Source organism: Streptomyces sp. NPDC002018 (assembly GCF_042890865.1).
In the GTDB taxonomy this organism is placed as follows: domain Bacteria; phylum Actinomycetota; class Actinomycetes; order Streptomycetales; family Streptomycetaceae; genus Streptomyces.
Window position 1 is genome coordinate 1 of the sequence record NZ_JBIASO010000030.1, and the last position, 24,100, is coordinate 24,100.

General features: G+C 72.3%; 19 protein-coding genes and 4 pseudogenes. 15 read left to right on the forward strand and 8 right to left on the reverse strand.

Annotation, left to right across the window (positions count from 1 at the left end; all coding sequences use genetic code 11):
- Window positions 1-373 precede the first annotated feature (373 nt).
- A complete protein-coding gene (locus ACFYYH_RS31955) occupies window positions 374-1,096 on the reverse strand; it encodes an SDR family NAD(P)-dependent oxidoreductase (protein ID WP_388558574.1) in 723 nt (240 codons plus the stop codon).
- A gap of 98 nt (window positions 1,097-1,194) precedes the next feature.
- Between ACFYYH_RS31955 and ACFYYH_RS31960 the strand changes: the two genes are divergently transcribed.
- From ACFYYH_RS31960 to ACFYYH_RS31985, 6 genes and pseudogenes are all read left to right on the forward strand, one after another.
- Window positions 1,195-1,851, forward strand: a complete 657-nt coding sequence (locus ACFYYH_RS31960; protein ID WP_388558577.1) for a TetR/AcrR family transcriptional regulator — start codon at window positions 1,195-1,197, stop codon at window positions 1,849-1,851.
- A gap of 95 nt (window positions 1,852-1,946) precedes the next feature.
- Window positions 1,947-2,159 carry a hypothetical protein gene (locus ACFYYH_RS31965; protein ID WP_388558579.1) on the forward strand — a complete coding sequence of 71 codons (213 nt, stop codon included), beginning with the start codon at window positions 1,947-1,949 and terminating at the stop codon, window positions 2,157-2,159.
- A 723-nt stretch (window positions 2,160-2,882) separates the two neighbouring features.
- Window positions 2,883-3,174, forward strand: a pseudogene (locus ACFYYH_RS31970) (cation transporter); the annotation flags it as partial.
- 229 nt (window positions 3,175-3,403) lie between these two features.
- Window positions 3,404-3,509: pseudogene (locus tag ACFYYH_RS31975) on the forward strand (IS5/IS1182 family transposase); the annotation flags it as partial.
- A gap of 187 nt (window positions 3,510-3,696) precedes the next feature.
- Window positions 3,697-4,128: a DUF4240 domain-containing protein gene (locus ACFYYH_RS31980; RefSeq protein WP_388558691.1), complete on the forward strand. Its 432-nt coding sequence runs from the start codon at window positions 3,697-3,699 to the stop codon at window positions 4,126-4,128.
- Window positions 4,129-4,696: 568 nt separating this feature from the next.
- A pseudogene (locus ACFYYH_RS31985) lies at window positions 4,697-4,928 on the forward strand (hypothetical protein); the annotation flags it as partial.
- A gap of 156 nt (window positions 4,929-5,084) precedes the next feature.
- On the opposite strand, the gene ACFYYH_RS31990 reads toward ACFYYH_RS31985, so the two are convergent.
- A complete protein-coding gene (locus ACFYYH_RS31990; protein WP_388558581.1) occupies window positions 5,085-5,981 on the reverse strand; it encodes a DMT family transporter in 897 nt (298 codons plus the stop codon).
- Between ACFYYH_RS31990 and ACFYYH_RS31995 the strand changes: the two genes are divergently transcribed.
- Window positions 5,980-7,461: a PLP-dependent aminotransferase family protein gene (locus ACFYYH_RS31995; protein ID WP_388558584.1), complete on the forward strand. Its 1,482-nt coding sequence runs from the start codon at window positions 5,980-5,982 to the stop codon at window positions 7,459-7,461. The genes ACFYYH_RS31990 and ACFYYH_RS31995 overlap by 2 nt on opposite strands.
- A 32-nt stretch (window positions 7,462-7,493) precedes the next feature.
- Window positions 7,494-8,066, forward strand: coding sequence for a histidine phosphatase family protein (locus tag ACFYYH_RS32000; protein ID WP_388558587.1), 573 nt, complete (start codon window positions 7,494-7,496; stop codon window positions 8,064-8,066).
- An 82-nt stretch (window positions 8,067-8,148) separates the two neighbouring features.
- On the opposite strand, the gene ACFYYH_RS32005 is transcribed toward ACFYYH_RS32000, so the two are convergent.
- Window positions 8,149-9,129 (reverse strand): SDR family NAD(P)-dependent oxidoreductase, encoded by a 981-nt coding sequence (locus ACFYYH_RS32005; protein WP_388558590.1) that lies wholly within the window; start codon window positions 9,127-9,129, stop codon window positions 8,149-8,151.
- 182 nt (window positions 9,130-9,311) lie between these two features.
- Between ACFYYH_RS32005 and ACFYYH_RS32010 the strand changes: the two are divergent.
- Window positions 9,312-9,455, forward strand: a pseudogene (locus tag ACFYYH_RS32010) (transcriptional regulator); the annotation flags it as partial.
- Window positions 9,456-9,636: 181 nt separating this feature from the next.
- Here the strand turns inward: ACFYYH_RS32010 and ACFYYH_RS32015 are convergent.
- Window positions 9,637-10,011, reverse strand: a complete 375-nt coding sequence (locus tag ACFYYH_RS32015; protein ID WP_388558592.1) for a hypothetical protein — start codon at window positions 10,009-10,011, stop codon at window positions 9,637-9,639.
- A 226-nt stretch (window positions 10,012-10,237) separates the two neighbouring features.
- Entirely contained in the window at window positions 10,238-12,043 is a 1,806-nt protein-coding gene (gene recQ / locus ACFYYH_RS32020) for a DNA helicase RecQ (RefSeq protein ID WP_388558595.1), read from the reverse strand.
- 617 nt (window positions 12,044-12,660) lie between these two features.
- Here recQ and ACFYYH_RS32025 point away from each other — a divergent pair.
- On the forward strand, window positions 12,661-13,443 hold the full coding sequence (locus tag ACFYYH_RS32025; protein ID WP_388558598.1) for a VOC family protein: 783 nt from the start codon (window positions 12,661-12,663) through the stop codon (window positions 13,441-13,443).
- 200 nt (window positions 13,444-13,643) lie between these two features.
- Here ACFYYH_RS32025 and ACFYYH_RS32030 read toward each other — a convergent pair whose 3' ends face one another.
- Complete coding sequence (locus ACFYYH_RS32030) at window positions 13,644-15,563, reverse strand: FAD-dependent oxidoreductase (protein WP_388558601.1); 1,920 nt, start codon at window positions 15,561-15,563, stop codon at window positions 13,644-13,646.
- 82 nt (window positions 15,564-15,645) lie between these two features.
- On the opposite strand from ACFYYH_RS32030, the gene ACFYYH_RS32035 reads away from it, so the two are divergent.
- On the forward strand, window positions 15,646-16,284 hold the full coding sequence (locus ACFYYH_RS32035) for a helix-turn-helix domain-containing protein (RefSeq protein WP_388558604.1): 639 nt from the start codon (window positions 15,646-15,648) through the stop codon (window positions 16,282-16,284).
- Between the two features lie 315 nt (window positions 16,285-16,599).
- Here ACFYYH_RS32035 and ACFYYH_RS32040 read toward each other — a convergent pair whose 3' ends face one another.
- Window positions 16,600-17,559, reverse strand: coding sequence for an SDR family NAD(P)-dependent oxidoreductase (locus ACFYYH_RS32040; protein ID WP_388558607.1), 960 nt, complete (start codon window positions 17,557-17,559; stop codon window positions 16,600-16,602).
- A gap of 680 nt (window positions 17,560-18,239) precedes the next feature.
- Between ACFYYH_RS32040 and ACFYYH_RS32045 the strand changes: the two genes are divergently transcribed.
- From ACFYYH_RS32045 to ACFYYH_RS32060, 4 genes are read left to right on the forward strand one after another with little or no spacing between them, the layout of a single operon-like run.
- Window positions 18,240-19,196: an alpha/beta hydrolase gene (locus ACFYYH_RS32045; RefSeq protein WP_388558692.1), complete on the forward strand. Its 957-nt coding sequence runs from the start codon at window positions 18,240-18,242 to the stop codon at window positions 19,194-19,196.
- Window positions 19,189-20,430: an acyltransferase gene (locus tag ACFYYH_RS32050; RefSeq protein WP_388558610.1), complete on the forward strand. Its 1,242-nt coding sequence runs from the start codon at window positions 19,189-19,191 to the stop codon at window positions 20,428-20,430. The genes ACFYYH_RS32045 and ACFYYH_RS32050 overlap by 8 nt, the downstream gene beginning before the upstream one ends.
- Window positions 20,423-21,970 (forward strand): sensor histidine kinase, encoded by a 1,548-nt coding sequence (locus ACFYYH_RS32055; protein ID WP_388558613.1) that lies wholly within the window; start codon window positions 20,423-20,425, stop codon window positions 21,968-21,970. The genes ACFYYH_RS32050 and ACFYYH_RS32055 overlap by 8 nt, the downstream gene beginning before the upstream one ends.
- Window positions 21,967-22,698, forward strand: coding sequence for a response regulator (locus tag ACFYYH_RS32060; protein WP_388558616.1), 732 nt, complete (start codon window positions 21,967-21,969; stop codon window positions 22,696-22,698). Before ACFYYH_RS32055 ends, ACFYYH_RS32060 begins: the two co-directional genes overlap by 4 nt.
- A 90-nt stretch (window positions 22,699-22,788) precedes the next feature.
- On the opposite strand, the gene ACFYYH_RS32065 is transcribed toward ACFYYH_RS32060, so the two are convergent.
- A complete protein-coding gene (locus ACFYYH_RS32065) occupies window positions 22,789-24,057 on the reverse strand; it encodes an RNA polymerase sigma factor (protein WP_388558619.1) in 1,269 nt (422 codons plus the stop codon).
- Window positions 24,058-24,100 lie beyond the last annotated feature (43 nt).

Sequence of the window (24,100 nt, forward strand, 5' to 3'; positions counted from 1 at the left end):
CGTTCCCACTCCGCATCACTCAGATCACCCCGCCCCATGCACACACCAACGACCCGCACACGAAGCAGTCACATGATCGACCGGACAAGTCCTAGTGTCTTTCGTTTGGATCTGGCTGGGTCGGGGAGCGGGGTCCGATGACACGCGTTCTGCGAGAACGCCGGCCACCACGGCTTGGGCGCGGGTGCCGCAACTCCCGAAACGGGGCCGCGGAGGCGGCAGTCCTGGCGGCTGCCGCGTGTGCCTTCTCCGTCCGTCGGGAAGAGAGCGTGTGATGGAGGAGACGGGGAGCGAACCCCACGGCGCCAGGAGGCACTCGTACCGGAGCTGGTCGTACGCGCCTCCACAAGCCCGGCCCCTCCCGGCGCTGGACTCAAGCCCCATCGCGCGGTGGGGCCGGGTACAGGACGTCGGCGCGGTCCCGTGTGCGCATGAGCCGCCATTCGAGGTCGGCGAGCTCGTCGGGTTCCACCGTGGGAAGTTCCATATTCAGCTTCAACTCGCCCCCTTGTACCGCCTGGTCGGTCTGGCTCCGCGCGATCAGGGCCCGGACCGCGAGGCCGCCGGCGTAGACGCCTCGGCCCGCCACTTCCTGGTGAAGGGTGAGGATGTAGTTGCGCGCGGCCGCCATGAGCGGAACAGGACCGGACACACCCGCCGCGGGGATGATCACCGACGAGCCGTAGACGAAGAGAATCCCGCCGTTCCCGCGCTCCAGCATTTCCGGCAGTACCTGGTTCACCAGCTCGACGGGGGTCAGCAGGTACAGGTTCGCCCACTCCCGCAGCTCGGCGGCGTCAAGATCGGCGGCCGTGGTGAGGGCGGCGGGAGTGAACGGCGCGTAGTTGAGGACGTCGATCCGTCCGAACCGCTTCCGGATCTCCGCGACGAGGGCGGGAACCTCTCCGGTGCGTCGCAGGTCGACGGTGAAGCCGGCCGCTTCGATCCCCTCCGCCGCGAGCGTGGCGACCAGCTCGTCCAGGGGTTCGCGGCGGCGGGCGACCAGCGCGACCCGGTACCCCTCCCGGCCGAAACGCCGGGCCACCGCCTGCCCCATTCCGCCGCCGGCGCCGAACAGCGCGATTGTCCTGGCCATGAGACCGTCCTCCTCCGAGATATTCTGAGGCAATGCCTCAAGTTAAGGTCAACGGTAACTCCAACATGAGGGGTACCGTCAAGTTTCGTGGAGGTGCCATGCCTGACCGCCCGCCCCTGCGCGCGGACGCCCGCCGGAACCTGGAGAAGCTCAAGCGCGCCGCTCTTGAGGTTTTCCAGGAACGCGGCCTGGAAGCTCCCCTGGAAGACGTCGCCCAGCGGGCCGACGTCAGCGTCGGGACGCTGTACAACCGCTTCCGCAGCCGCCAGGAACTGATCGACGCGGTGCTCCCCGACCTCGCGATGAGGAGCCTCGACCGCGTCATGCGACAGGCGGCGAAGCAGGTCGGGCCATGGGAGCGGTTCGTTTCGTACGTAGAAGGCATGTGCGCGCTCCAAGCGGCCGACGCGGCGCTCAACGACGTCATCGCCCGGGCCTACCAGAATGCCACCGAGCTCAGCGCGGCCTGTGAGAAATCCATCGCGTTCGGTACGCGGCTCATCACGGACGCCCAGGCGGACGGCTCGCTCCGTGCCGACCTCACACCCGACGACGTCTTCGTGATCTTCTGGCTGAACGCCCACCTGACGCGGACCGTCGGTGCCACCGCCCCGGACGCCTGGCGCCGTCAGCTCGCCTTCACCCTGGACGGCCTCCGCGCCGGCGCGGCCACCCGGTTGCCCGTCGCATCAGCCGCCGTCACGGCAGCGGTGCCGGTCATGCTGGGCAACGGCGCGGGGCCGCGTTCCCAATAGAGAAGCCCGGCCACGTTGGCCGGCCCGACAACCGGCACCACGGAACCGGGCCCCCACCCGATGCCGGCGTCCGGTCACCGATCGGGGATCCGGGAATGGTCATTGCCCGTACGTACCGGCTGTGGCGGGATCTCGCGATGAGCGAGGACCTCCCCAAGGAAGCACTCAAGACGGTGATCGGGGCCCTGTGTGCTCCGGCGACGACGCCGAACGGTTTCGACGCCCAGGCCGACCGGTGGCGGGAGAAAGCCCTCAAGGCCGCGCTGCCCGCGCTGACCGTGCTGCTGGCCCGGACCTCGGCCCACTGAATCCCCAGCGGCATCTGAGCACCAGTCCGGTATTTGTAACGCTCGCCAGATCTGGAGAATTGCGCACCTGTGCCAGAGACTCCCTGGCACAGGTGCCCTGGATGACTCGTAGACGGCTCCCGCGCTCAGTGGCTGTTGTCGTACCGGTCTTGAGATGTGCCGGTCGAACGGGAGTCTCTGAATGATCGTGGCTGGCATCGGCCATGAGAACAGGGACTCTTGATAGCTCGGTAGCGCCAACCAACTCAAGCAGTAGGAGGCCCTGTTGGCGTGGTTGCGCGCTGCGCCGGGACCGCAGAGTCCAGCTTGGTCCAGGCGCACCGGTCGACATCGCCCGTACGCCCAGCCCGCCGGCAAGTCTGCTCGCGGACCCCGACACGGGAGTCGTCCGGGGTTTCCTGATCACGATCTTCGGCACGATCTGCGTCATCCTCGCCATCTTCACGCTTCCCTACACGGGGGACCCCGCTGTGCTCGCCTTCCTCCCGGCCGGTCTGATCGCCTTCCTCCTCTCCGCCTGGGGCCGACTGCTCACCGCCCGCCTCTGGCTGTGCCCGCCAGGCCGACTCCCCTGGCCCCTGATGGCCTCCTCACCGAGGCCCATGGACGGGGCGTGCTGCGCCAGGCGGGCGCCGTGTACCAGTTCCGGCGCGCACGGCTCCAGGACAGGCTCGCCTCAGCACGCGAGGAAGATCAGGGACAATGATCAACTCTGGGGCGGAGGCGACGTCAAAAAAGACAGGTCAGGTACTCGGCTCCGCCTCGGCGGTGGCCGACTCCAAGCAGACCCGGCTCTGCACATACCTGTCGGCTGTACTCCTGGTCGGCCAACTGGCCAACCTCCTACTCGGCCGGTCGTGGGCCGACCCGATCGCCGCCCTCGTCATCCGCCGCCGTTGCCGTCAAGGAGGGCCGCGACGCCTGGCAGGGCAAGGGCTGCTGCGCTCCCACCATCGGCCACTCACCCGAGGCGTCCGACGGTGACACATGCGGATGCGCCAAAGGCTGCAACTGCTCTTCGTGGCCACTTCGGGTTGCACCTGGCGACAGTTGCCGCCGGTCTTCGGCCCTGCCTGGTCCACGTCTACCGACATTTCGCGCAGTGGAGCCGGGACCGCGTGTGGGCCAGGCTCCACCGGGTCCTCCTGGACGAGCTTGGCGCACGCGGCGAGTTGGACTGGTCGCGGTGCGCGAGCGACTCCGTCAGTTTGCGAGCGGCAATTGGGGGGCTACTGACAGGACCGCGGAAATGGCTCCGTGGACGAGGCATCCGCCACCGCGTTGCCCGCAAGGGCATCGACTCATCCCAGCGGCTTGGGCGGCATCGCTGGGTGGTCGAACGCACCGTGTCGTGGCTGGCTGGATGCCGCCGCCCTGCATTGACGTCACACACGCAAGGCCGAGCACTTCCCCACCTTCGTCGGTATCGCCGCAGCTCTCATCTGTCACCGTCGTCTGGTCAGGTAGTGGCGGACCGGGCGAGCGACAGGCGGGCGCCGCCCGGTCACTGTCACAGCCGTCCGTCATGCTCTGCGGCATGAACGAGAACGCCTTCTGGCAGCTCATCGACGACTGCACCTCGTCAACGCCCGACCCGGATGCCGAACAACTGGCAGCGGCACTGACAAGCCGCCTCTCAGCTGGCCCGCCAGCGACGGTCATCGGATTCGCCGAACAGCTGTCGTGGGCGCTCTACCGACTGGACCGCAAGGAGTACGGGCACGACCTGTCGAGCGACAGCTTCCTGTACACCCGCGCAGCGGTCGTGGCCGCCGGCCGTGAAGTCCACGAAGCACTACTCCGCGATCCGCGACTGTTTACACCCTACGTCCGAGACCTCATCTGGGCAGAGAGCCTGCTCTACGTGCCGGACGAGGCGTACAGACGCATCACGGGTGAAGAGTGGGACCGCAATACCCGCTACTCCTACGAGTCCTACTCAAACACCGCGGGATGGACCGATGCATAGCCCCGACACCCTCAATCACACCAAAAGAAACGACGTCTAAGCATTTCTGTGAGGCGGGTCTGCTGGTCGAGGACCAGACGGGCGTCGGGTGCTTGAACGCGTACCGGCCGACACCGTCGGCAGCGGACGAGGACGTCAGGCGGTACGGGGCGATCGGAACATAGCCGACGATCACCGGTTAGCCAAACCGGCGATCGTCGCCACAGGGAAGAGACCCGGACGCCGATGTTGGCTGCTTCGATCTCCGCCATACCGGCAATGAGAGAGACCATGATCTTCCCGACCTGGCTGGACAGGTCGATGGGGTCATTGAGGGACTTGAGATTCTTGTGGAGCCTTTGGCGCCACTCAATGATTACCTGGGGTGTCGTGATTGGCTTCACGCCATAGATCGAGTTCCTGCCGAACGGGGGAGGTGATGTCGTCCGTGAGAATAGACAGACGGACCGATAGTAGAGCTCTCGGAGCTTCCTCGGGGAGGGACGCATTGATTCTCCGGAGCTCTTCAAGCTCCGCCAATTCAGCGGAACTCCACGTGACGCCTACGAACGCCAAGGAGTAGAGCTTCCCGCAGCTCTACTGGAACATCGGCTTCGCGGCGGTCGACTACGCCGCGCTGGTGGGACGGTGCGTACGGGGAACGGGCGTCGATCTCTACTTCGGCGAGGCCCTCTACAAGGCGGGTGACCCGCCCAGCCCGCGGCCACTGCTACTTCTCGGCGAAGGAGGTCCGCGCCGATCCGATCGGGGTGATGACCCGCGCGGTGGCGGACCACTACGCGAAGCCCGCCGGGAGGTGACGGGGGTTCGCGGGGCGCGCGCTCAGCAGGAGACTCGCTCGGCAGGAGGCAGCGGGGAGCGACAGCAGAGGAGAGCCGGGAGAGGTGGGCCTGGAGGGAGAAGGCGGGAGCCGGAGGAGGTGGGCCGGGAGGGAGAAGGCGGGGGCCGGGAGAGGGTCAGGTGCCGGCCCGCTGGGTGACCGCGATACAGACCAGCACCGCCACCGCCGCCACCGGCGCCGCGGGTGTGAGGTGCTCGCCGAGCAGCAGCACCGACCAGACCAGGGTCAGCACGGGCTGGGCGAGCTGAAGCTGACTGGCCTTCGCGATACCGATCGACGCCATGCCCCGGTACCAGACGTACAGGCCGAAGAAGGTCGAACCGGCCGCCACCCAGGCGAGCCCGATCACCCCGTGGGCCGTCCAGCGCACCGGCTCGAACGCGAGAGCCACCGCCGCGCCCGCCACCGCCAGCGGCAGGCATCCGATCAGCGCCCAGCCGATCACCTGCCAGCCGGGCATCACCCGGGCCAGCCTGCCGCCCTCCGTATAGCCCGCCGCGCACACCAGCAGCGCGCCGAAGAGATACAGATCGCCGGTCGAGAGGGCCCCACCGCTCTGCTGGACCGCGAAGGCGATCACCACGGCCGCGCCGGCGAGCGCGGCCAGCCAGAAGGTACGGGAGGGGCGCCGGCCCGTGCGGACCGCCGCGAAAGCGGCCGTGGTCAGCGGCAGCAACCCGACGACGACGGCCGCGTGCGAGGTGGTGGAGGTCTCCAGTGCCAGTGTCGTCAGCAGGGGAAAGCCCACCACGACCCCGCCGCCGACCACCACGAGCCCGCTCCAGTGGCGGCGCTCGGGAACCGGCACGCGCCGCGCCAGCAGAAAGCCGCCCGCGAGGAGCGCGGCGAGCGCGCCACGGACGGCGACCAGGGACCACGGACCGAAACTCTCCAGCCCCCACACGGTGGACGGGAAGGTCAGGGAGAAGGCGACGACGCCCAGCGTGGCGAGGAGCGTGCCACCGCCGACCGCTATCGGAGTGTGAGGAGTAGCGCTATCCTGTGCTGTCATGCAAGAGCGTAGCAGTGTCGCGGAGTTGGCGGATTCCCTGCGGAAGGAGCTGAACCGCTACTCACCTGGTGGAAAGCTGCCGTCCAGCAGAGTGCTGGTCGACCGTTACCGAGTCTCCCCGGTGACCGTCTCCCGCGCCCTCGCCCGGCTCGCCGCCGAGGGGCTGGTCGTCACCCGTCCGGGTGCCGGGGCCTTCCGGGCGCCGGCGCGCGCCGTGTCACCGCCCCGCGGTGACACGTCCTGGCAGGAGGTCGCCCTCAGCGCCGACGCCTCCGCCGAACCCGTACCGCGCGCGGTCGACGCCTCCGGTGTGCTGGTCACGCTCGCCGCGCCGCCGCCCGGTGTCATCGAGTTCAACGGCGGCTATCTGCACCCCTCCCTCCAGCCGGAGCAGGCGATGGCCGCCGCCCTGGCGCGGGCGGGCCGGCGCCCCGGGGCGTGGGGCCGCCCGCCCGTCGACGGCCTGCCCGAACTGCGCGAGTGGTTCGCCCGGGGGATCGGGGAGCCCGTCACGGCGGCGGAGGTCCTGGTCACGGCGGGTGGCCAGAGCGCGCTGACCACGGCGCTGCGGGCGCTTGCCCCGCCCGGGGCCCCGGTGCTCGTCGAATCGCCCACCTACCCGGGGATGCTGGCGATCGCCCGCGCCGCCGGGCTGCGGCCGGTACCCGTACCGGTGGACCGCGACGGCGTACGGCCCGAGCTGCTCGCCGCCGCCTTCCGGGCCACCGGCTCCCGGCTCTTCGTGTGCCAGCCGCTCTTCCAGAACCCCACGGGCGCCGTGCTCTCCCCGGACCGCCGCCCCGAGGTGCTGCGGATCGCCCGGGAGGCCGGGGCGTTCATCGTCGAGGACGACTTCGTACGGCGGCTCGTCCACGAGGACGCGGGCCCGCTGCCGAGGCCGCTCGCCGCCGACGACCCCGACGGTGTGGTCGTCCATGTCTGCTCACTCACCAAGGCGACCTCCCCGAGCCTGCGGGTCGGCGCGCTCGTGGCCCGGGGCCCGGTCCTGGAGCGGGTGCGCGCCATCCATGTGGTCGACACCTTCTTCGTACCGCGTCCGCTCCAGGAAGCCGCGCTGGAACTGGTGGGGTCCGCCGCCTGGCACCGGCATCTGCGCTCCGTCTCCACGGCGTTGAGGATCCGCAGGGACACCCTCACCGCGGCGCTGCTGGCCGAGCTGCCCGAGCTGGCCCTTCCACACATTCCGTCCGGCGGATACCAGCTCTGGGTCCGGCTTCCCGACGGCACGGACGAGCAGGCCGTGGTCTCCGCCGCCCTGCGCGCGGGGGTCGCGGTGGCACCGGGCCGTCCGTACTTCAGTGCCGAACCCCCCGCCGCACAACTGCGGTTGAGCTTCGCCGCGGTGGCGGGCGCCGCCGAGATCACCGAGGGGGTACGACGGCTCCGTACGGCCTGCGACGAGGCGCTCGGCGGAGCGGGTTTCCGGTCTCCCGAAGGGCGGCCACCGGGCGCCTCTTGACCTGCGGGGCATTCGGCTCCACGATCGCGGCCATGAGTGTTCGCGTCACGTTGGTCGCCGCCGCGCGCAGCTCGGACGTGTTCGACGAGCGCTTCGACGACGACCGGCCTCTCGACCAGGTCGGATGGTACGAGATGCAGCTCGTCGCCCCTGCCCTGATCCCGCTGGCCGCCGCCGATCTTCGCTACTGCTCACCGACGCCGCGCAGCCGCGCCACCGGGGACGCGCTGGGCTTCGCGCCGCTCGCCCAGCCCGCCCTGCGCGACTGCGACATGGGCCGCTGGCGCGGCTTCACCCTCTCCGAGGTGATGACCCGCGAACCGGCGGCCGTCGACGCCTGGGTCGCCGATCCGCGGGCCGCCCCGCACGGCGGTGAACCGCTGCTGGCCTTCATCTCACGGATAGGGGGCTGGCTGGACACCCGGCCCGCCGAGGACATCGCCGCCATCGTCGCGGTCGCGGAACCGGCGGTGGTACGGGCTGCCCTGGTCTACGCGCTGAAGGCCCCGCCCCGCACGTACTGGTATGTGGACGTCCGCCCGCTGTCGACCGTCACGCTGACCGGGACGCCGGGGCGCTGGCACCTCCAGATCGGCACGGCCTAGACGCTGTCCTACGGGACAGGCCCTGGGGCTTTCGTCTTCGCCACGAGAGAGACCCTGGACGGCGGGCGGCCCGGCGTTCCGTTCAGCCGCGGCCCGTGAGCCGCAGCGATGTCTCCCAGAGGCGCTCCGCGTTCGCCGGGTCGAGGGCGTACGCGGCCACCCCGTGGTAGTCGTCCGGGCGGCGGGTGACGGTCTCCGCCTCGGCGCAGTCCTCGAAGTAGCGGCCGCCGACACCCTCCAGCGCGGGAAACGTGGCCAGCAGCACCGAGGTGGCGGCGCCCTGCTGGGTGGTCTTGCGCGACTCCGGCGGGGTGGTCAGCCGGTTGCCCACATGCCGCTGGAGGTTGGTGGCGATGGCGCCGGGGTTGAGGGCGTTGGCGGTGATGCCGTCCGCCGCCCAGTGGCGGCTGGCCGCCACCGCGAAGAGCACATTGGCCGTCTTGGACTGCCCGTAGGCGAGCCAGGGGTCGTACCGCCGGAACGCGAAGTGGAGATCGTCGAAGACCACCGGCGACAGCAGGTTCGCCGAGGAGCCGACCGCCACCACGCGTGCGCCGCCCGCCGCGGCGAGTGCGGGGTGCAGCCCGGTGGCCAGCGCGAAGTGGCCCAGGTGGTTGGTGGCGAACTGGAGCTCCCACCCCTCCGGGGTGTGCTCCTCGGGCGATGCCATGATCCCGGCGTTGTTGACCAGGATGTGCAGCGGTCCGCGCCACGCGGCGGTGAAGGCGTCGACCGACGCGCGGTCGGCCAGGTCCAGCGGGGCGACCAGCACCGGGCGCCCGGTCGCCGCGGTGAGCTGGGCGGCGGTCTTCGCGCCGGCTTCCGTGTTCCGTACCGCGAGGGTGACCTTGGCGCCCGCGGCCGCCAGGGTCCTGGCCGTCTCGACGCCGATGCCCGACGCGCCGCCGGTGACGACGGCACGGCGGCCGGACAGATCGATACCGGCGGCCACCTCGTCCGCGGTGGACGCGAAGCCGAAGGGCGTGGTGATCCGTGCGGTGGGCGTGGCTGTGGCTGTGGCTGTGGGTATGGACGGCGTGGGCGGTGTCGCGGGTCGTGCCATGGGGGGACTTCCTCATCTGTGCGCGTGCGCCGTAGGGGTCTCGCTCATACGGCGCGCATCGGTGCTGTCGCTGTTCTCACCCGCCACTGTGCGGAAGGCGGTACGGAGTAGCCACGGCCCCCGTGATCCTGGGAGTGCCGGGGACAGGATGAGGGCGCGCCACACTCGCCTGGCGTGGGGGCATGGCGGCTGTCCATCACCTCGGTGCATATCTGCGGGCCCGGCGCGAACCGGCGCGGCCCGAGGACGTCGGGCTGTCCCCGGGCGGACACAGGCGCGTGCCCGGTCCGCGCCGCGAGGAACTGGCGCTGCTCGCCGGGATCAGTGCGCCTCCACGATCGCGGCCCGACAGGGACGGGGCGGAGCCGTGGCGGGACGGTGACGGGGCCGACAGGGACGGGGCGGAGCCGTGGCGCGACGGTGACGGGGCCGACAGGGGCGGGGCGGACGCGCCCGGCGAACGAGCCGAGGCGGACCGGGCGGGTGGTCTATGCCCCGGCGGGTGGTCTACGCCCCGGCGGTCCATGGGGGGCGGTGTCCCGGGGCGAGGACCGGCGGGGACGCGCCATCGTCGGGCGGCGGCGGAAAGTCGGCGACGGCGCGTTCGGTGTCGTCCTCGCACCCCGGCCGTCCGCATTCGCAGGCGAAGGCGAGAACGGTCGTCCGTGCGTCCCCGTGCGACCACGGACGCGCGAAGAACGCCTCGTACTGGCGGACCGTGGCGCGGTTGGCGTACCGAAGGAGCCGTCCGCGCTCGGCCGCCGTCCTCGCGACCGGGCCCGTGGCCAGGGACTCGGCGAAGACCTTCTCGACCGCCGCCGCCGTCCGCGCCACGCTGTCGTGGCCGTCGACGACGAGTTTCGGGGCACCGTACTCGGTCACCCGCGCCTCGATCTCCCCGACCAGTGAACGGTAGAGCGTGAGCGGTCCCGGAGCGGCATGCCGCCCATTCTCGCCCGTGCCCCGACCGCCTCCGGACGCCCCATGACGTCAGGGGCACGTCAGGGGCGTCGGGACGTCGGGAGGGGGCGCCCGGGGCGGGTGGGACCGGGCCGCCGGGCCGCCGGGGGGCCGAGGGCCGGGGGGCCGGGGGCGGTTGGCCGGGGGGTTATTCCGTGCCGAGTGTTTCCAGGATCTGGTCGCCGTACTTCGCCAGTTTGTTCTCGCCCACTCCGTTCACCGTGCCCAGTTCCGCCAGGGTCGACGGGGCCAGGACCGCGATCTCGCGCAGTGTCGCGTCATGGAAGACGACATACGCGGGCACGCCCTGCTCCTTCGCCGTCGCCGCCCGCCAGGCGCGCAGCGACTCGAAGACCGGCATGGCCTCCTCCGGCAGATCCACGGCCGCGGCGCGGTTCCTCGCCGTCTTCTCCGCGCGCGCGGGCCGGGCCGCCGCCGTCTTCTCCGGCTCGCGCCGCAGCACGACGGGGCGTCGCCCGCCCAGCACCTCACCGCTCTCGTTCGTGAGCACCAGCGTGCCGTAGTCGCCCTCGACCGCGATCAGCCCCTGCGCCAGCAACTGCCGTGCCACGCTGCGCCATTGCGCCTCGGACAGCTCCGCACCGATACCGAACACACTCAGCGCGTCATGATCGAACTGGATGACCTTGGCGGTCTTCCTGCCCAGCAGGATGTCGGTGATCTGTCCCGCGCCGAACTTCTGGTTGCGTTCGCGCTTCAGCCTGACCACCGTCGACAGCAGCTTCTGCGCGGGCACCGTGCCGTCCCACGACTCGGCGGGCGTCAGACACGTGTCACAGTTGCCGCACGCGCCGCTCTTCTCGCCGAAGTACGCCAGCAGTTGGACCCGGCGGCACTCCACCGTCTCGCAGAGCGCGAGCATCGCGTCGACATGGGCGCCCAGCCGCCGCCGGTGCGCCTCGTCGCCCTCGGAGGTGTCGATCATCTTCCGCTGCTGTACGACGTCCTGGAGCCCGTACGCCAGCCAGGCCGTGGACGGCAGCCCGTCACGTCCGGCGCGTCCGGTCTCCTGGTAGTACCCCTCCACGGACTTGGGCAGGTCGAGATGGGCGACGAACCGTACGTCCGGCTTGTCGATGCCCATGCCGAACGCGATGGTCGCCACCATGACCATCCCGTCCTCCCGCAGGAAGCGCGCCTGGTTCCCCGCCCTCGTACGGGCGTCGAGCCCCGCGTGGTACGGCAGCGCGTCGATTCCGTTCTTCACCAGGAACTCGGCGGTCTTCTCCACCGACGCCCGGGAGAGGCAGTAGACGATCCCCGCGTCCCCGGCGTGCTCGGCGCGCAGCAGATGCAGGAGCTGCCGCTTCGGGTCGTTCTTCGGCGCGATGCGGTACTGGATGTTGGGCCGGTCGAAGCTCGCCACGAAGTGCCGTGCGTCCTGGAGCTTCAGCCGGGAGGCGATCTCCGCGTGGGTGGCCTCGGTGGCGGTCGCGGTCAGCGCGATACGGGGCACGTCGGGCCACCGTTCGTGCAGCGCGGACAGGGCCAGATAGTCCGGGCGGAAGTCGTGGCCCCACTGGGCGACGCAGTGTGCCTCGTCGATGGCGAACAGGGAGATCGTGCCGCGCTCCAGCAGCCGTACGGTCGACTCCACGCGCAGCCGCTCCGGCGCCAGATAGAGCAGATCCAGCTCGCCGGCGAGGAACTCCGCCTCCACCAGGCGCCGTTCGTCGAGGTCCTGCGTCGAGTTGAGGAACCCGGCCCGGACACCGAGCGCCCTCAGCGCGTCGACCTGGTCCTGCATGAGCGCGATGAGCGGCGATACGACGACCCCGACGCCCTTCCGCACCAGCGCCGGGATCTGGTAGCAGAGCGACTTGCCGCCGCCGGTCGGCATCAGGACGAGGGCGTCCCCACCGGCCACCACATGGTCGATGATCTCCTGCTGGCTCCCGCGGAAGGAGTCGTATCCGAAGACGCGGTGGAGCACGCGCAGCGCCTCACTGCCCTGCCCGCCGGCACCTGGCGCCGTCTCGCGATCCGCCGTCTCGTGATCCGCGGCCCCGGGGTCCGCCGTCCCGTGATCCGTCGTCCTGGGACCCGTCGCCTCGTGACCCGTCGCCTCGTGACCTGCCGCCTCGGGATCCTCTGCCTCGGGATCCGTCGCTGACGGGTCTGGCGCCTCGTGATCCGTCGCCCCGTGATCCGCTGCCCAGAGGTCCGCCGCCCAGAGGTCCGTCGCCTCGGGGTCCGGTCCTGGGCTCGTGGCGGGGTCTGGGCCTGGGGTCGGCACGGAACCCGTGTCAGGACCCTCCTTCGGACTCGCCTCGGGACGGGGGTCGGAATCAGGAGCGCTCATCCGCCGATTCTACGAGCCTGGTACGACACCGTTCGGACCGTTCGGACCGATCACGCGGATCAGAGGGATCAGGTGGATCGGCCGGATCAGGTGGATCAGTCGGATCAGCGGATCAGGACCGGACAGGCGGATCGGACCGGTCGGATCCAGCGGCCGCCATCTAGGACATGGTCTGACCTGTATGGGTCCTAGCGTCGAACGGGTCGAACGAACACGGCCGACCCGGCCGGCGAGGCAGGAGAACCCCCATGAGTTATGTGACCGGCAACCAGCCCACAGGCACCCCGACCTGGATCGAACTCGACGTTTCCGACATGGCGCGCGCGACGGCGTTCTACGGGGCGTTGTTCGGCTGGGAGTTCGAGGCGGGAGCGGCGACGGCGGGACGGTACACGCTGTGTCTGCTGCGCGGACGCCCGGTGGCGGGGCTCCGTCCGGTGGCGGCACGCGAACCGGCGGCGGCGAAGGAGGCGGCCGTGCCGGGCCACTGGCGCGTGTACATCGCCACCGACGACTGCGACAACACCGCGAAGCGCGTCCTGGCCGCCGGAGGAACGCTCGTCGAGAGTCCGCATGACATCGGGAACCAGGGCCGTGGCGCCCTGGTGGTGGACCCGGTCGGCGCGGAGTTCGGGCTCTGGCAGGGACGGGAGCGGCTCGGCTGCGAGATCGTGAACGAACCCGGCAGCCTCGTAAGGAACGATCTCACCACCCCGGACCCCGGACCGGCGCGCGCGTTCTATCCGGCGGTCTTCGACTACACCCTGGACGGCAACGACGATCTCCCGGACGCCGACTTCACGTTCCTGCGCCGGCCCGACGGACATGAGATCGGCGGGATCATGGGCGTACCGCAGGGGCAGCCCTCCGTCTGGGGCACGCTCTTCGAGGTCGCCGACACCGATGCCACGGTGGCGCGGGCCGTCGAGGCGGGAGGCACCGCGGGCGCTCCCTCGGACACGTTCTACGCACGGATGGCGGAGATCACCGATCCCTTCGGCAACAGCTTCCAGGTGGGCGCGAGGCCGTAGGGCGGCCGTCATACCGCCGCCCCGTGCCCGCGCGGTCCGCTGCCCCGCACGGCCCCGTTGCCGCGTACCCTCCCCGCACAGCCCTGCCGCCCCGCCGCCCTGAACAGCCCGCACCCGCCCCGGTGCCCCCGTACAGGGGACACCGGAGCCCTCTCGCCGTACGGTGCTGGTCAGCCGGCCGCCTCGCCGTACGGTGCTGGTCAGTTGGCCGCGCGATCCGTCAGGCGCCGGACCTTGAGGATGTTGTCCCTGCGGTGGCCCGGCTGTCCGGCCGGGCCGTCCTGCTGCCGCTCGTACTCCTCACAGATCCGCACCTCCCACTCGCCGTCCGCCAGATCGAGGGAGGCGAGGACCTCCTCGGGCGTCGGGAAGTGCACGCCGGTGTGCGGGTTCTCCTCCCAGGAGGCGAACCCGGCGTGCCCGACGATCAGAAGCACCCCGCCCGGCGCGACGGCCGACGCGGCGGTCCGCAGGATCTTCTCGCGGGGCAGATCGCCGTAGGAGTGCAGGAAGTGGGCCGAGACCAGATCGAAACGGCCCTCGGGGAAGGACACCCCCAGCTCGTGCCGCTGCCAGTCGATCCGGTCGGCGACCCCTTCCGCCTCCGCGTGGTCGGCCGCGCGGCCGAGGGCGACGCCGGAGATGTCGGTGCCGGTGACCCGCCACCCCTGCCGTGCGAGCCAGACCGCGTCGGCTCCCTCACCGCACCCGAGGTCCAGGGCGTGGCCGGGGGCCAGCCCCGCGACCTCGCGGACCAGGACGGTGTTGGGCCGCCCGCTCCAGCGCTGTTCGCTCTGACCGTAGAGGTCGTCCCAGTACTCCTCGGAGGAGGTGAAATCCTCGGGAGACCTGTGCGTCCCGTGGGACGAGTGCCGCTCGTCCGGGGTGGAGTGGCCGGTCATCGTCGTCATGCCTCTTTCCTCGTCGCTCTCTCGGCTCGTTCTCAGGGGCGCGCGGCTCGCTCTCGGAGGCGCGTGGCTCGTTCCCAGGGGCGCGCCGTGCTTGCGGGGGTCACGGCGGGCGGCGACGGCCTCGCGGGTCTCCTCGGCGATCAGATCGGCGTTGATCGCGGCGGCGGCGCGTACGGCCGCGGCGGCCGAGCCGATGACCGTCTCCGCCAGATCGGTGACATTGCCGGCCACCCACACGCCCGGTACCTCTGTCGCCCCGGACGGGTCGGAGACGACATGGCTGCCGATCACGTGTCCGTCCATCTCCCGCTCGGCGGCTTCGAGGCCCAGGCCGGTGAGGAGTCCGGCGCGGGCCGTGAAACGCGGGGCGACCACCAGGGCGCGGCAGGGGAACACCCGCCCCTCCGCTCCCGCCACCGTCACACCGGTGAACCGGCCGTCGGTGATCTCCAGACCGGACACCTCACCGTCCACGACGGTGACACCGCGCGCCGCCAGCCGCTCGTACTCCTCGTCGTCCGGCTCGGGCCCGGTGTGCCGGAACAGCGTCACGTCGCCGCTCCACTGCCGCCACAGCAATGCCTGATGCACCGCCATCGGCCCGGTGGACAGCACGCCGACCGGCTGGTCGCGCACCTCCCAGCCGTGGCAGTACGGGCAGTGCAGCACCTCGCGCCCCCACCGTTCGGCCAGGCCGGGCACCGGAGGCAGTTCGTCGACCAGACCGGTGGTCACCAGCAGCCTGCGTGCCGTGACCGCCGAACCGTCCGCCAGGACGACACGAAAGCCACCGTCCTCCAGTCGCCCGGCCGTCACCACCTCGCCCTCGGTGATCTCGCCGCCGTATCCGGTCACCTCCTCGCGGCCGGTGGCCAGCAGCCGCGAGGGCGGCGTCCCCTCGTGCGCCAGATAGGTGTGGACCTGGGACGCGGGGGCGTTGCGCGGCCGGCCCGCGTCGATCACCAGGACCGAGCGGCGCGCACGCGCCAGGGTCAGTGCCCCGCTCAGCCCGGCCGCGCCCCCTCCGACGACCACGACGTCATGGCGCCGCTCGCCGCCCCGGCCGACATCCGTGGTGACGCCGCCCCGGCCGACATCCGTGGTGACGCCGCCCCGGCCGACATCCGTGGTGACGCCGCCCCGGCCGACATCCGTGGTGACGCCGCCCTGGCCTACATCCGTGGCGATATGCGTTGTTCGGTCATTCATGTGAAGTACCTCCGTCCGCCGGAGATACTCGTTCCGCGGGCGGCATTTGACAAACCTTCTTGCCGGGACGGCAAATGGAGGCATGGCAGACGACGACCTCTCCGCCGTCCTGACCGCCGTGGGCCCGCGTCTGCGGGCCCTGCGGCGGGACCGGGGCACCACACTGGCCCAGCTCAGCGAGTCGACCGGGATCTCCCTCAGCACGCTGTCGCGGCTGGAGTCCGGGCAGCGCAAGCCCACCCTGGAACTGCTCCTGCCGCTGGCGAAGGCGTACGGCGTACCCCTGGACGAACTGGTGGACGCGCCGACCACGGGCGATCCCCGGGTCCATCCCCGCCCCTTCACCCGCGACGGCAGGACCTTCGTACCGCTGACCCGCCATCTCGGCGGACTGCACGCGTACAAGCTGGTCATGCCGCCGGGCAAGGCCGACTGCGGGGATCTGGAGCAGCGGGTGCACGAGGGCTACGAGTGGCTCTACGTCCTGGCCGGACGGCTGCGGCTGCGGCTGGCCGAGCACGATCTCGTGCTCACCGCCGGCGAGGCCGCCGAGTTCGACACCCGCACCCCGCACGCCTTCGCCTGCGCGGGCCCGGAGCCGGTCGAGGTCCTCAGCCTGTTCGGACAGCAGGGCGAACGGATGCACGTACGGGCCCGCCCCAAGGAGCCCGCGGCCCGGGGGCCGAAGGAGCCCGCGGCGGCGCGGCGCGGCGGCGGCTGAGATCACCGGGCGCTCCCGCCGTACGGCGCGGGCGGCGTCCCCGTCCGTGGGCCGGGGTTCGCGTCCGTGGGTCGGCGTCCGCGTCCGTTGGCCGGGGTCCGTACCGGGCTGCTGTCCGTCCCGGGGCGGTGTCCGTCCCGGACAGGTATCCGTCGTCCCTGGCCGCCGCCCGTCCCTGGCCGCCGCCCGTCCCTGGCCGCCGCCCGTCCCGGGGCGGTGTCCGCCCCTGACCGCCGTCCCTCGTCCCGCGGCGGGTGTCCGCCGTCCCGGGCCGGTGTCGTCGGGCGGGTGACCGCCGCGCGCTGCCGTGCGCCGCTACGCGCTCGGGCCGCGCCCCGCCGTGGCGATCATGTCGAGGGACACCTGCCACAGACGCGCCGCCGCGTCGGGGTCCAGCGCGTGGGCCGCGACGCCTTCACGCGGTCCGCCCGGCACATGCGGCCGGGCCTCGTTGCAGTCCTCGAAGTACCGGCCGCCCACACCGTCGAGCAGCGGTGAGGCCGCGACCAGTACGGACGTGGCCGCGCCCTGTTCCGGTGTCTTGAAGACGTAGGCGCCCTTGGCGATCGCGGCGGCGAGCTGCTCCTGGTCCATGTGGCGCGTCAGATTCGACAGGATCGCCCCGGGGTGCACCGCGTTGACGGTGACACCGTCGCCGGCCCAGCGCCGGTGGGCCTCGACGGCGAAGAGGGCGTTGGCCGTCTTGGACTGCGCGTAGGCGATCTCGGGGTCGTACGGACGCGTGACGAAGTCGATGTCGTCGAAGTCCACCGGGCTCCCGATGTGCCCCACCGAGCTGAGCGACACGACCCGGGCCCCGCCGGCCGCCGCCAGGGCGGGGTGCAGCCCGGTGGCGAGCGCGAAGTGGCCGAGATGGTTGGTGGCGAACTGCAACTCCCAGCCCTCCGGCGTCCGTGTCTCCGGCGCCATCATCACCCCCGCGTTGTTCACGAGGATGTGGAGCGGACCGTCCCACGCGGCGGTGAAGGCGGCCACGGACCGCTGGTCGGTGAGATCCAGCGGTGCGACCTGGACCCGCTTGCCGCCGGTGTCCGCCCGGATGTCCTCCGCGACCTTCTCACCGGCCTCGGTGTTCCGTACCGCCAGTGTCACCTCCGCGCCCGCGCCCGCGAGCGCCCGTGCGGTCTCGACCCCGATACCGGAGGCCGCGCCGGTCACGATGGCGCGACGGCCGGTGAGATCGGTACCGGCGACCACGTCCGCGGCGGTGGACCGGGCATCGAACGGGGTGGTGAGGTAAGTGTGCTCCGTCATCGGATGTGCCTCTCTGCGTGGTGTTCCGGGGAAGTGCCCACCCGGATCCGCGTGGTGTTCGGGGGAAGTGCCCCCGGGGTGCGCGTGGTGTTCCGGGGGAGGCCCCCGGGCCCCTGGCAGGGTGCCCGCCGGGCCCGGACGGCCCGGTCGGTGGGACCCCTCCAGCCAACACCGCCGGGACGGCCCCGCGACCCGTCAAAGGGGCCTGACTCCACCGGGGTCCCGGCCGACCGGGGGTCCAGCCGAACGGGGTTCCGGCAGACCCCCCCTTCGCCGTGTGCGGCGGTGTGCGGCGGCACCCCCTCCCCGCAGCGGCGGCACCCCCTACCCGTAGTACCTGGGAGCTACGCGCGAGGTGAGCTCCCCGGCGGGACGCCGACCAGGGGGCGTGATCCCTACCTTCCGTACTGGAAGCACGAAGGACATCCGGTACGGAAGGACCACCCCCTATGGCGCTCCGCCCGCGCAGGAACCGCCCGTTCGGCAGCCGTCCGGGCGAGCTCCACCCGCTCGGCCGCTCGCGCGGCGACCGCCCGCTCGGTGGCCGTCCGCACGGCGACCGCCCGCTCGGTAGCCGTCCGCGCGGCGACCGCCCGCACGGCAGCCGTCCGCACAGAAGCCGTCCGCGCGGCGACCATCCGTCCGGCGACCGCCCGTCCGGGGGCCGGTGGCGCCGCGCTCTGCTCGCCGCGCTCGTCGTCGCGTCGGTGGCGGTCCCGGTGTCCGGCGCGGCCCGCCCCACCGCGGTCCCGGCGCCCGCCCCGGCCCGCCTCGCCCCGCTGACGGCGGCGTCCCCCGCCGCCCTCGGCGCCGCGCTCGACGCCCGGTACGCCGCCAACCGCGCCGGTGTTGTCGCGGCCGGACGGACGGCCGCCGCTCACGGCGACCGAAGACGGGCCGCCGCGCTGCGCGCCATGGCGGACCCGGCGCGCCGGTTCCTCTCCTTCGACGGCCGCGACGGCGGGCGCACCGCCGAGGTGTTCGGCGATCTGGCGCACGCCGGGCGGATCGCCGTGCTGGTGCCGGGGTCGGACACCGGCCTCGACCGGTACGGGCGCTTCCGCGCCGGAGCGGAGGCGCTCCGGCGCGAACTCGGCGCCGGGGCCGCCGTCATCGCCTGGCTGGGCTACCGGACTCCCGGCACGGTGAGCCCCGAGGCCCTGACACCGGGACGCGCCCAGGACGCGGCCCCCCGACTCCGTTCCTTCCTGGGCGAGTTGGGCGCCATCAGGCCCACGGCCCGGACCACGCTGCTCTGTCACTCCTACGGTTCGGTGGTCTGCGCGCTGGCCGCCCCGGACGTACGGGCCGCCGCGATCGTGCTGTACGGCAGCCCCGGCGCCGGTGTCGACGACGCCGCGGCGATGCGCACCACGGCCACGGTCTGGGCGGGCCGGGGCGCCGGCGACTGGATAGCCGAGGTCCCGCACGGAAGGCTGCGACTGCCCTTCACCACGCTCGGGTTCGGGCCCGACCCGGTGTCGAAGGAGTTCGGCGCCCAGGTCTTCGACGCGGGCGCGGGCGGCCACAGCGACTATCTGAAGCCCGGTTCCGTATCGCTGCGGAACCTCGCCCGGATCGTCTCCGGACCGGCCCCGTCCGTCCGGGCCCCTGCCGGGGCGGCCCGTCATGCGTGACCTCGTCCGGCGGATCGACGCCGCCACCCCGCCCGACCGCGACCGTGCCGTCGACGCCCTGCGTGCCTTCGCCATCCTCGGGGTGGTGCTCGGACACTGGCTGGTGACCGCCCTGGTGGCCGACAGCGGTACGGTACGTGCCAGCAGCCCGCTCCAGTACCTGCCCCAACTGGCCCCGGTGTCCTGGGTGTTCCAGACCCTCGCCGTCTTCTTCCTGGTCGGCGGCCAGATGGGCGCGAAGAGTTACGGGTCGGCCCGCGCCCGGGGCACGACGTACGGCGCCTGGCTCGGCAACCGGATGGCACGGCTGTTCCGGCCGGTGGCCGCCGTGGTGACGGTGTGGGCGGTGGCGGCGGGCGCGATGCTGGCCTCGGGGGCCGGGTTCGAGACCGTGCACACCCTCTACCGGCTGATCCTCTCGCCCCTCTGGTTCCTGCTGGTCTTCGCCGCCCTGACCGCCGCGACCCCGCTGGTCGCGCGGTTGCACCCGCTGTGGCCGCTCGCCGTCGTGCTGTACGTCGACCTGTTCCGGTTCGGTCTCGCGGCCCCGGCCGACGCGGGCTCACCGGGCGGGCTCGCCTCACCGGGCGGGCTCGCCCCACCGGGCGGGCTCGCCTCGCTGGGCGGACTCAATGTGGCCGCGGGCTGGCTCGTACCGTACTGCCTCGGCGCGCTCTGGGCGCGGCACGGTATGCCCGGACGGACGACGGGATGGGCGCTGCTGGCCGGCGGCGGCACCGCCACGGCCGTGCTGATCCTGTTCGCGGGCTACCCGGCGTCCATGGTCGGGGTGCCCGGCGCCGAGGTCTCCAACCTCGACCCGCCGACCCTGGCGGCCGTCACCTTCGGCCTGACCCAGTGCGGGGCGGCCCTTCTGCTGCTCGGCCCGCTGCGCCGCCGGCTGGAACGGCCGGTGGCGTGGGCGGCGGTGGCTCTGCTGAACCTGTCCGCGATGACGGTCTTCCTCTGGCACCAGACCGCGATGATCGCGGTCACCGCCCTCGGTCTGGCGGCGGGCACCCCGCTGCCCGGTCTGCACACCGTGCCGGACGGGGCCGGCTGGGTGCTCGCCCGGCTGCTGTGGCTGCCGGTGTTCGCGGTGGCGCTGCTCGTGTGCTGGGCGGCGTTCCGTACGTACGAACTCCGTGCGCACGGGCAAGGACGGCCGCGAAGGGGCGGCCGGGTCGTGGGCGAGGGGCGTCCCGACCGGGAGAAGGAGGTACGGAATGCCTAGGGTGAATCCCGTGGCGAATCCTGGGGGCGATCCCGCGGCGAACTCCGCGGGGAGGCGGTGGCGGCCCGGTCCGAAGCGGCCGGCGGAGGCCGTAAGGACCGCGGCGAGGGTGCTGCGCGAGGATCTGTGGACCACGGCCGCCGTTCCGCCGCCGCGCGTGGGGCGGTCCCGCTGGCTGGAGTGGCGGCCCGCCGTGGTGGCGCCGCTGGTGGTCTTCGCGCCGCTCCTGTTCATCCTCCATATGGAGCAGTACTCCTCCAACTACGGGATCGGGATGCCCAACGGGGTCCTGCTCGCACTGATCCAGTCGGTGGCGCTCGTCGCCGCCCCGTTCCTCCCCGTGCCCGCCTGGTGGGCCTCGATGCTCGCCACGGTCGCGGTCGCGTGGCTCGCACACCCCGCCGCCGGTATGTCGATGTCCCCCTGGACCGACGGCGGGTTCGCCATCCAGGCCCTGGCGGTGTTCCTGGTCGCCCTGCGGGTCCGCCCCCGGATCGCCGTCGAGGTGCTGGTGATCAGCGCCCTGACGGCCCTGCTCTGCGGCGCGCTCGCCCCCGGTTACCAGGGGGGCGTCCGCGTCGTGATCGCGATCCTGGTGATCGCCGTGGTGGTCGGGGCCGCGCTGCGCGGCCGTCAGGTGGCCCGTAGGGAACTGGTCGTACAGGAGGAGATCACCGCGGAGGAACGGGCCCGGCGCACCCTGCTGGAGGAGCGCAACCGGATCGCGCGCGAGCTGCACGATGTGGTCGCCCACCATATGTCGGTGATCTCCATCCAGGCGCAGGCCGCCCCGCATCTGGCCGAGAACCCGTCCGACGAGCTGAGGGAGAATCTCGCGGGCATCCGTGAGAACGCGGTCGAGGCGCTCACCGAACTGCGCCGGGTGCTCGGCGTACTGCGCTCCGAGGACGCGCTCGCCGACGGCGCGCGGCACGCCCCGCAGCCCACCCTCGACCGGCTGGACGAGCTGGTCGCCAATGTGCGCGGCGCCGGGGTCGAGATCACGACGCGCACGGTCGGGGAACCGCGTCCGCTGCCGCCGGGCGTCGGACTGTCGGCGTTCCGTATCGTGCAGGAGGCGCTCAGCAATGTGATGCGGCACGCGCCGGGGGCGGAGGTACGGGTGGAGACCGGATATCACGCGTCGGGGATCACGGTCCGGGTCACGAACACGGCTCCCGGCCGGGCGGCCCCGGCGTCCCTTTCCCCGTCCGCGCGGCCGTCCCCGTCCGCGCGGCCCTCACCTCCCTCGCCGCCGTCACCGCCCCCGCCGGGAGACGGGCATGGCCTGCTCGGCATGCGCGAGCGCACCGCGATGCTGGGCGGGGAACTGGCGACCGGGGCCACCCCGGAGGGAGGCTGGGAAGTGATCGCCACGCTGCCCACGGGGGCCCCGGCCCGCGCGGCCGGGCCCGCCGCCCCACCCGGCCCGGTCGTTCCCACCAGCCCCACCAGCCCCACCAGCCCTGCCGGCCCCGACCGACGCGACGGACCTGACGGCCCGGTCGCTCCCGCCGAACCCGTCGAGGACACCGCATGACCGGGACGACGGCCGAGCCGGGGGCAGGGACGACGGCCGAGCCGGGGGCCGGGGCGGCGGGCGCCATCCGTGTGCTGATCGCCGACGACCAGATGATGGTCCGTCAGGGACTCACCGTCCTGCTCGACGCCGAGCCCGGGATCCAGGTCGTCGGCCAGGCCGTGGACGGCCTCGACGCGATCGCCAAGGTCGCCGGTCTCGCCCCCGACGTGGTGCTGATGGACATACGGATGCCGGGCATCGGCGGCATCGAGGCGACGCGCCGTATCACCGGCCCGCCCGGTGCCACCGTCAAGGTGCTGATCCTGACCACCTTCGACCTCGACGAGTATGTGTACGAGGCGCTGCGCGCGGGCGCGTCGGGCTTTCTGCTGAAGGACGCGTCGGCCGCCGAACTGGCCCGAGCCGTACGGGTGGTGGCGGAGGGCGACGCCCTGCTCGCCCCGAACATCACCAAACGGCTGATCGCCGAGTTCTCACGGATGACGGCCGCGCCCCGCGCCCCCCTCAAGGACCGGGTCGGTGATCTGACGGAACGGGAGACCGAGGTGCTGTCCCTGATCGCCCAGGGGCTGTCGAACGCGGAGATCGCCGCGTCCCTGGTGGTGGCGGAACAGACCGTGAAGACCCATGTGGGCCGGATCCTGGTCAAGCTGGGCCTGCGCGACCGCACCCAGGTCGCGGTCTTCGCGTACGAGACGGGGCTGGTGCGTCCGACCGGCTACTGAACCGCCCGTCCGCCCGTCCGCCCGTCCGCCGGTTCGCCAGCCCGTGCCCCGTCCGCCCGCGCGTCCGGGCGCCGGGGAAAAACCCTGGGGTCAGGGCGCCGGGTGGCGCGCCGCCCGTTCCAGGAGCAGTTCCCGTTCGCGCGCGTTGCGGGTCAGCGTCGCCGCGCGTGCGAACTCCGCGCGCGCCTCCTCCTGACGCCCCAGGCGCTCCAGCAGATCCCCGCGCACGCTCGGCAGCAGGTGGTAGCCCTTCAGGGCGGGTTCCCCGGCCAGCGCGTCCACCAGCTTCAGACCGGCCGCCGGGCCCTCCGCCATCGAGACGGCGACCGCCCGGTTCAGCTCCACCACCGGGGAGGGCGTCAGGACCATCAGCCGCCCGTACAGCGCGGCGATCGTCGTCCAGTCCGTGTCCTCGTAACGGATCGTCCGCGCATGGCACGCGGCGATCGCCGCCTGGACGGAGTACGGGCCGTCGCCCGCCCGGAGCAGGGCCTCGGTGCCGCGGCGGATGAGCATACGGTTCCACCGGGCGCGGTTCTGGTCGGCGAGCAGCACCGGCTCGCCGTCGGGGCCCGTGCGGGCCGCGATACGGGAGGCCTGGAACTCCAGCAGCGCCACCAGCCCCTGGACCTCCGGTTCCCCGGGCATCAGAGCCGCCAGGACCCGGCCGAGGCGCAGCGCGTCCTCGCACAGGGCCGGGCGCACCAGGTCGTCACCGGCCGTCGCGGAGTAGCCCTCGTTGAAGATGAGGTAGATGACATCGAGGACCGACGAGAGACGGGCGGCCCGGTCGGAGCCGTACGGGACCTCGAAGGGGACCCCGGCCTTGGCGAGCGCCCGCTTCGCGCGGACGATGCGCTGGGCGACCGTCGGCTCCGGGGCCAGATACGCGCGGGCGATCTCCTCCGTCGTCAGCCCGCCCAGCAGCCGCAGGGTGAGCGCGATCCGGGCCTCCGTGGACAGCACGGGATGGCACGCGGTGAAGATCAGCCGCAGCAGGTCGTCGTCGATGGCGTCGGTGTTGTCGGTGTTGTCGGGGTCGCAGGAGTCCGCGGGATCGGGCGGGGGCACGTCCTCCAGCGTCCGCCCGACCTCCGCCAGCTTGCGCGCGTAGGTCTCCTTGCGGCGTACGAGATCGATGGCGCGGTGCTTGGCGGTGGCCATGAGCCAGGCGCCCGGTCTGTCCGGGACGCCCGACTCGGGCCACCGCTCCAGCGCGGCGACCAGAGCGTCCTGCGCCAGTTCCTCCGCGATGCCCACGTCCCGCACGATGCGGGTGACACCGGCGATGATCCGCGCGGACTCGATCCTGAATACCGCTTCGACCGTTTCCGTCGCGCTTCGTGCCGTCACAGCCACCCATCAGAACAGCCGTACGGTGGCGGAGCAAGCGCGACCCCGG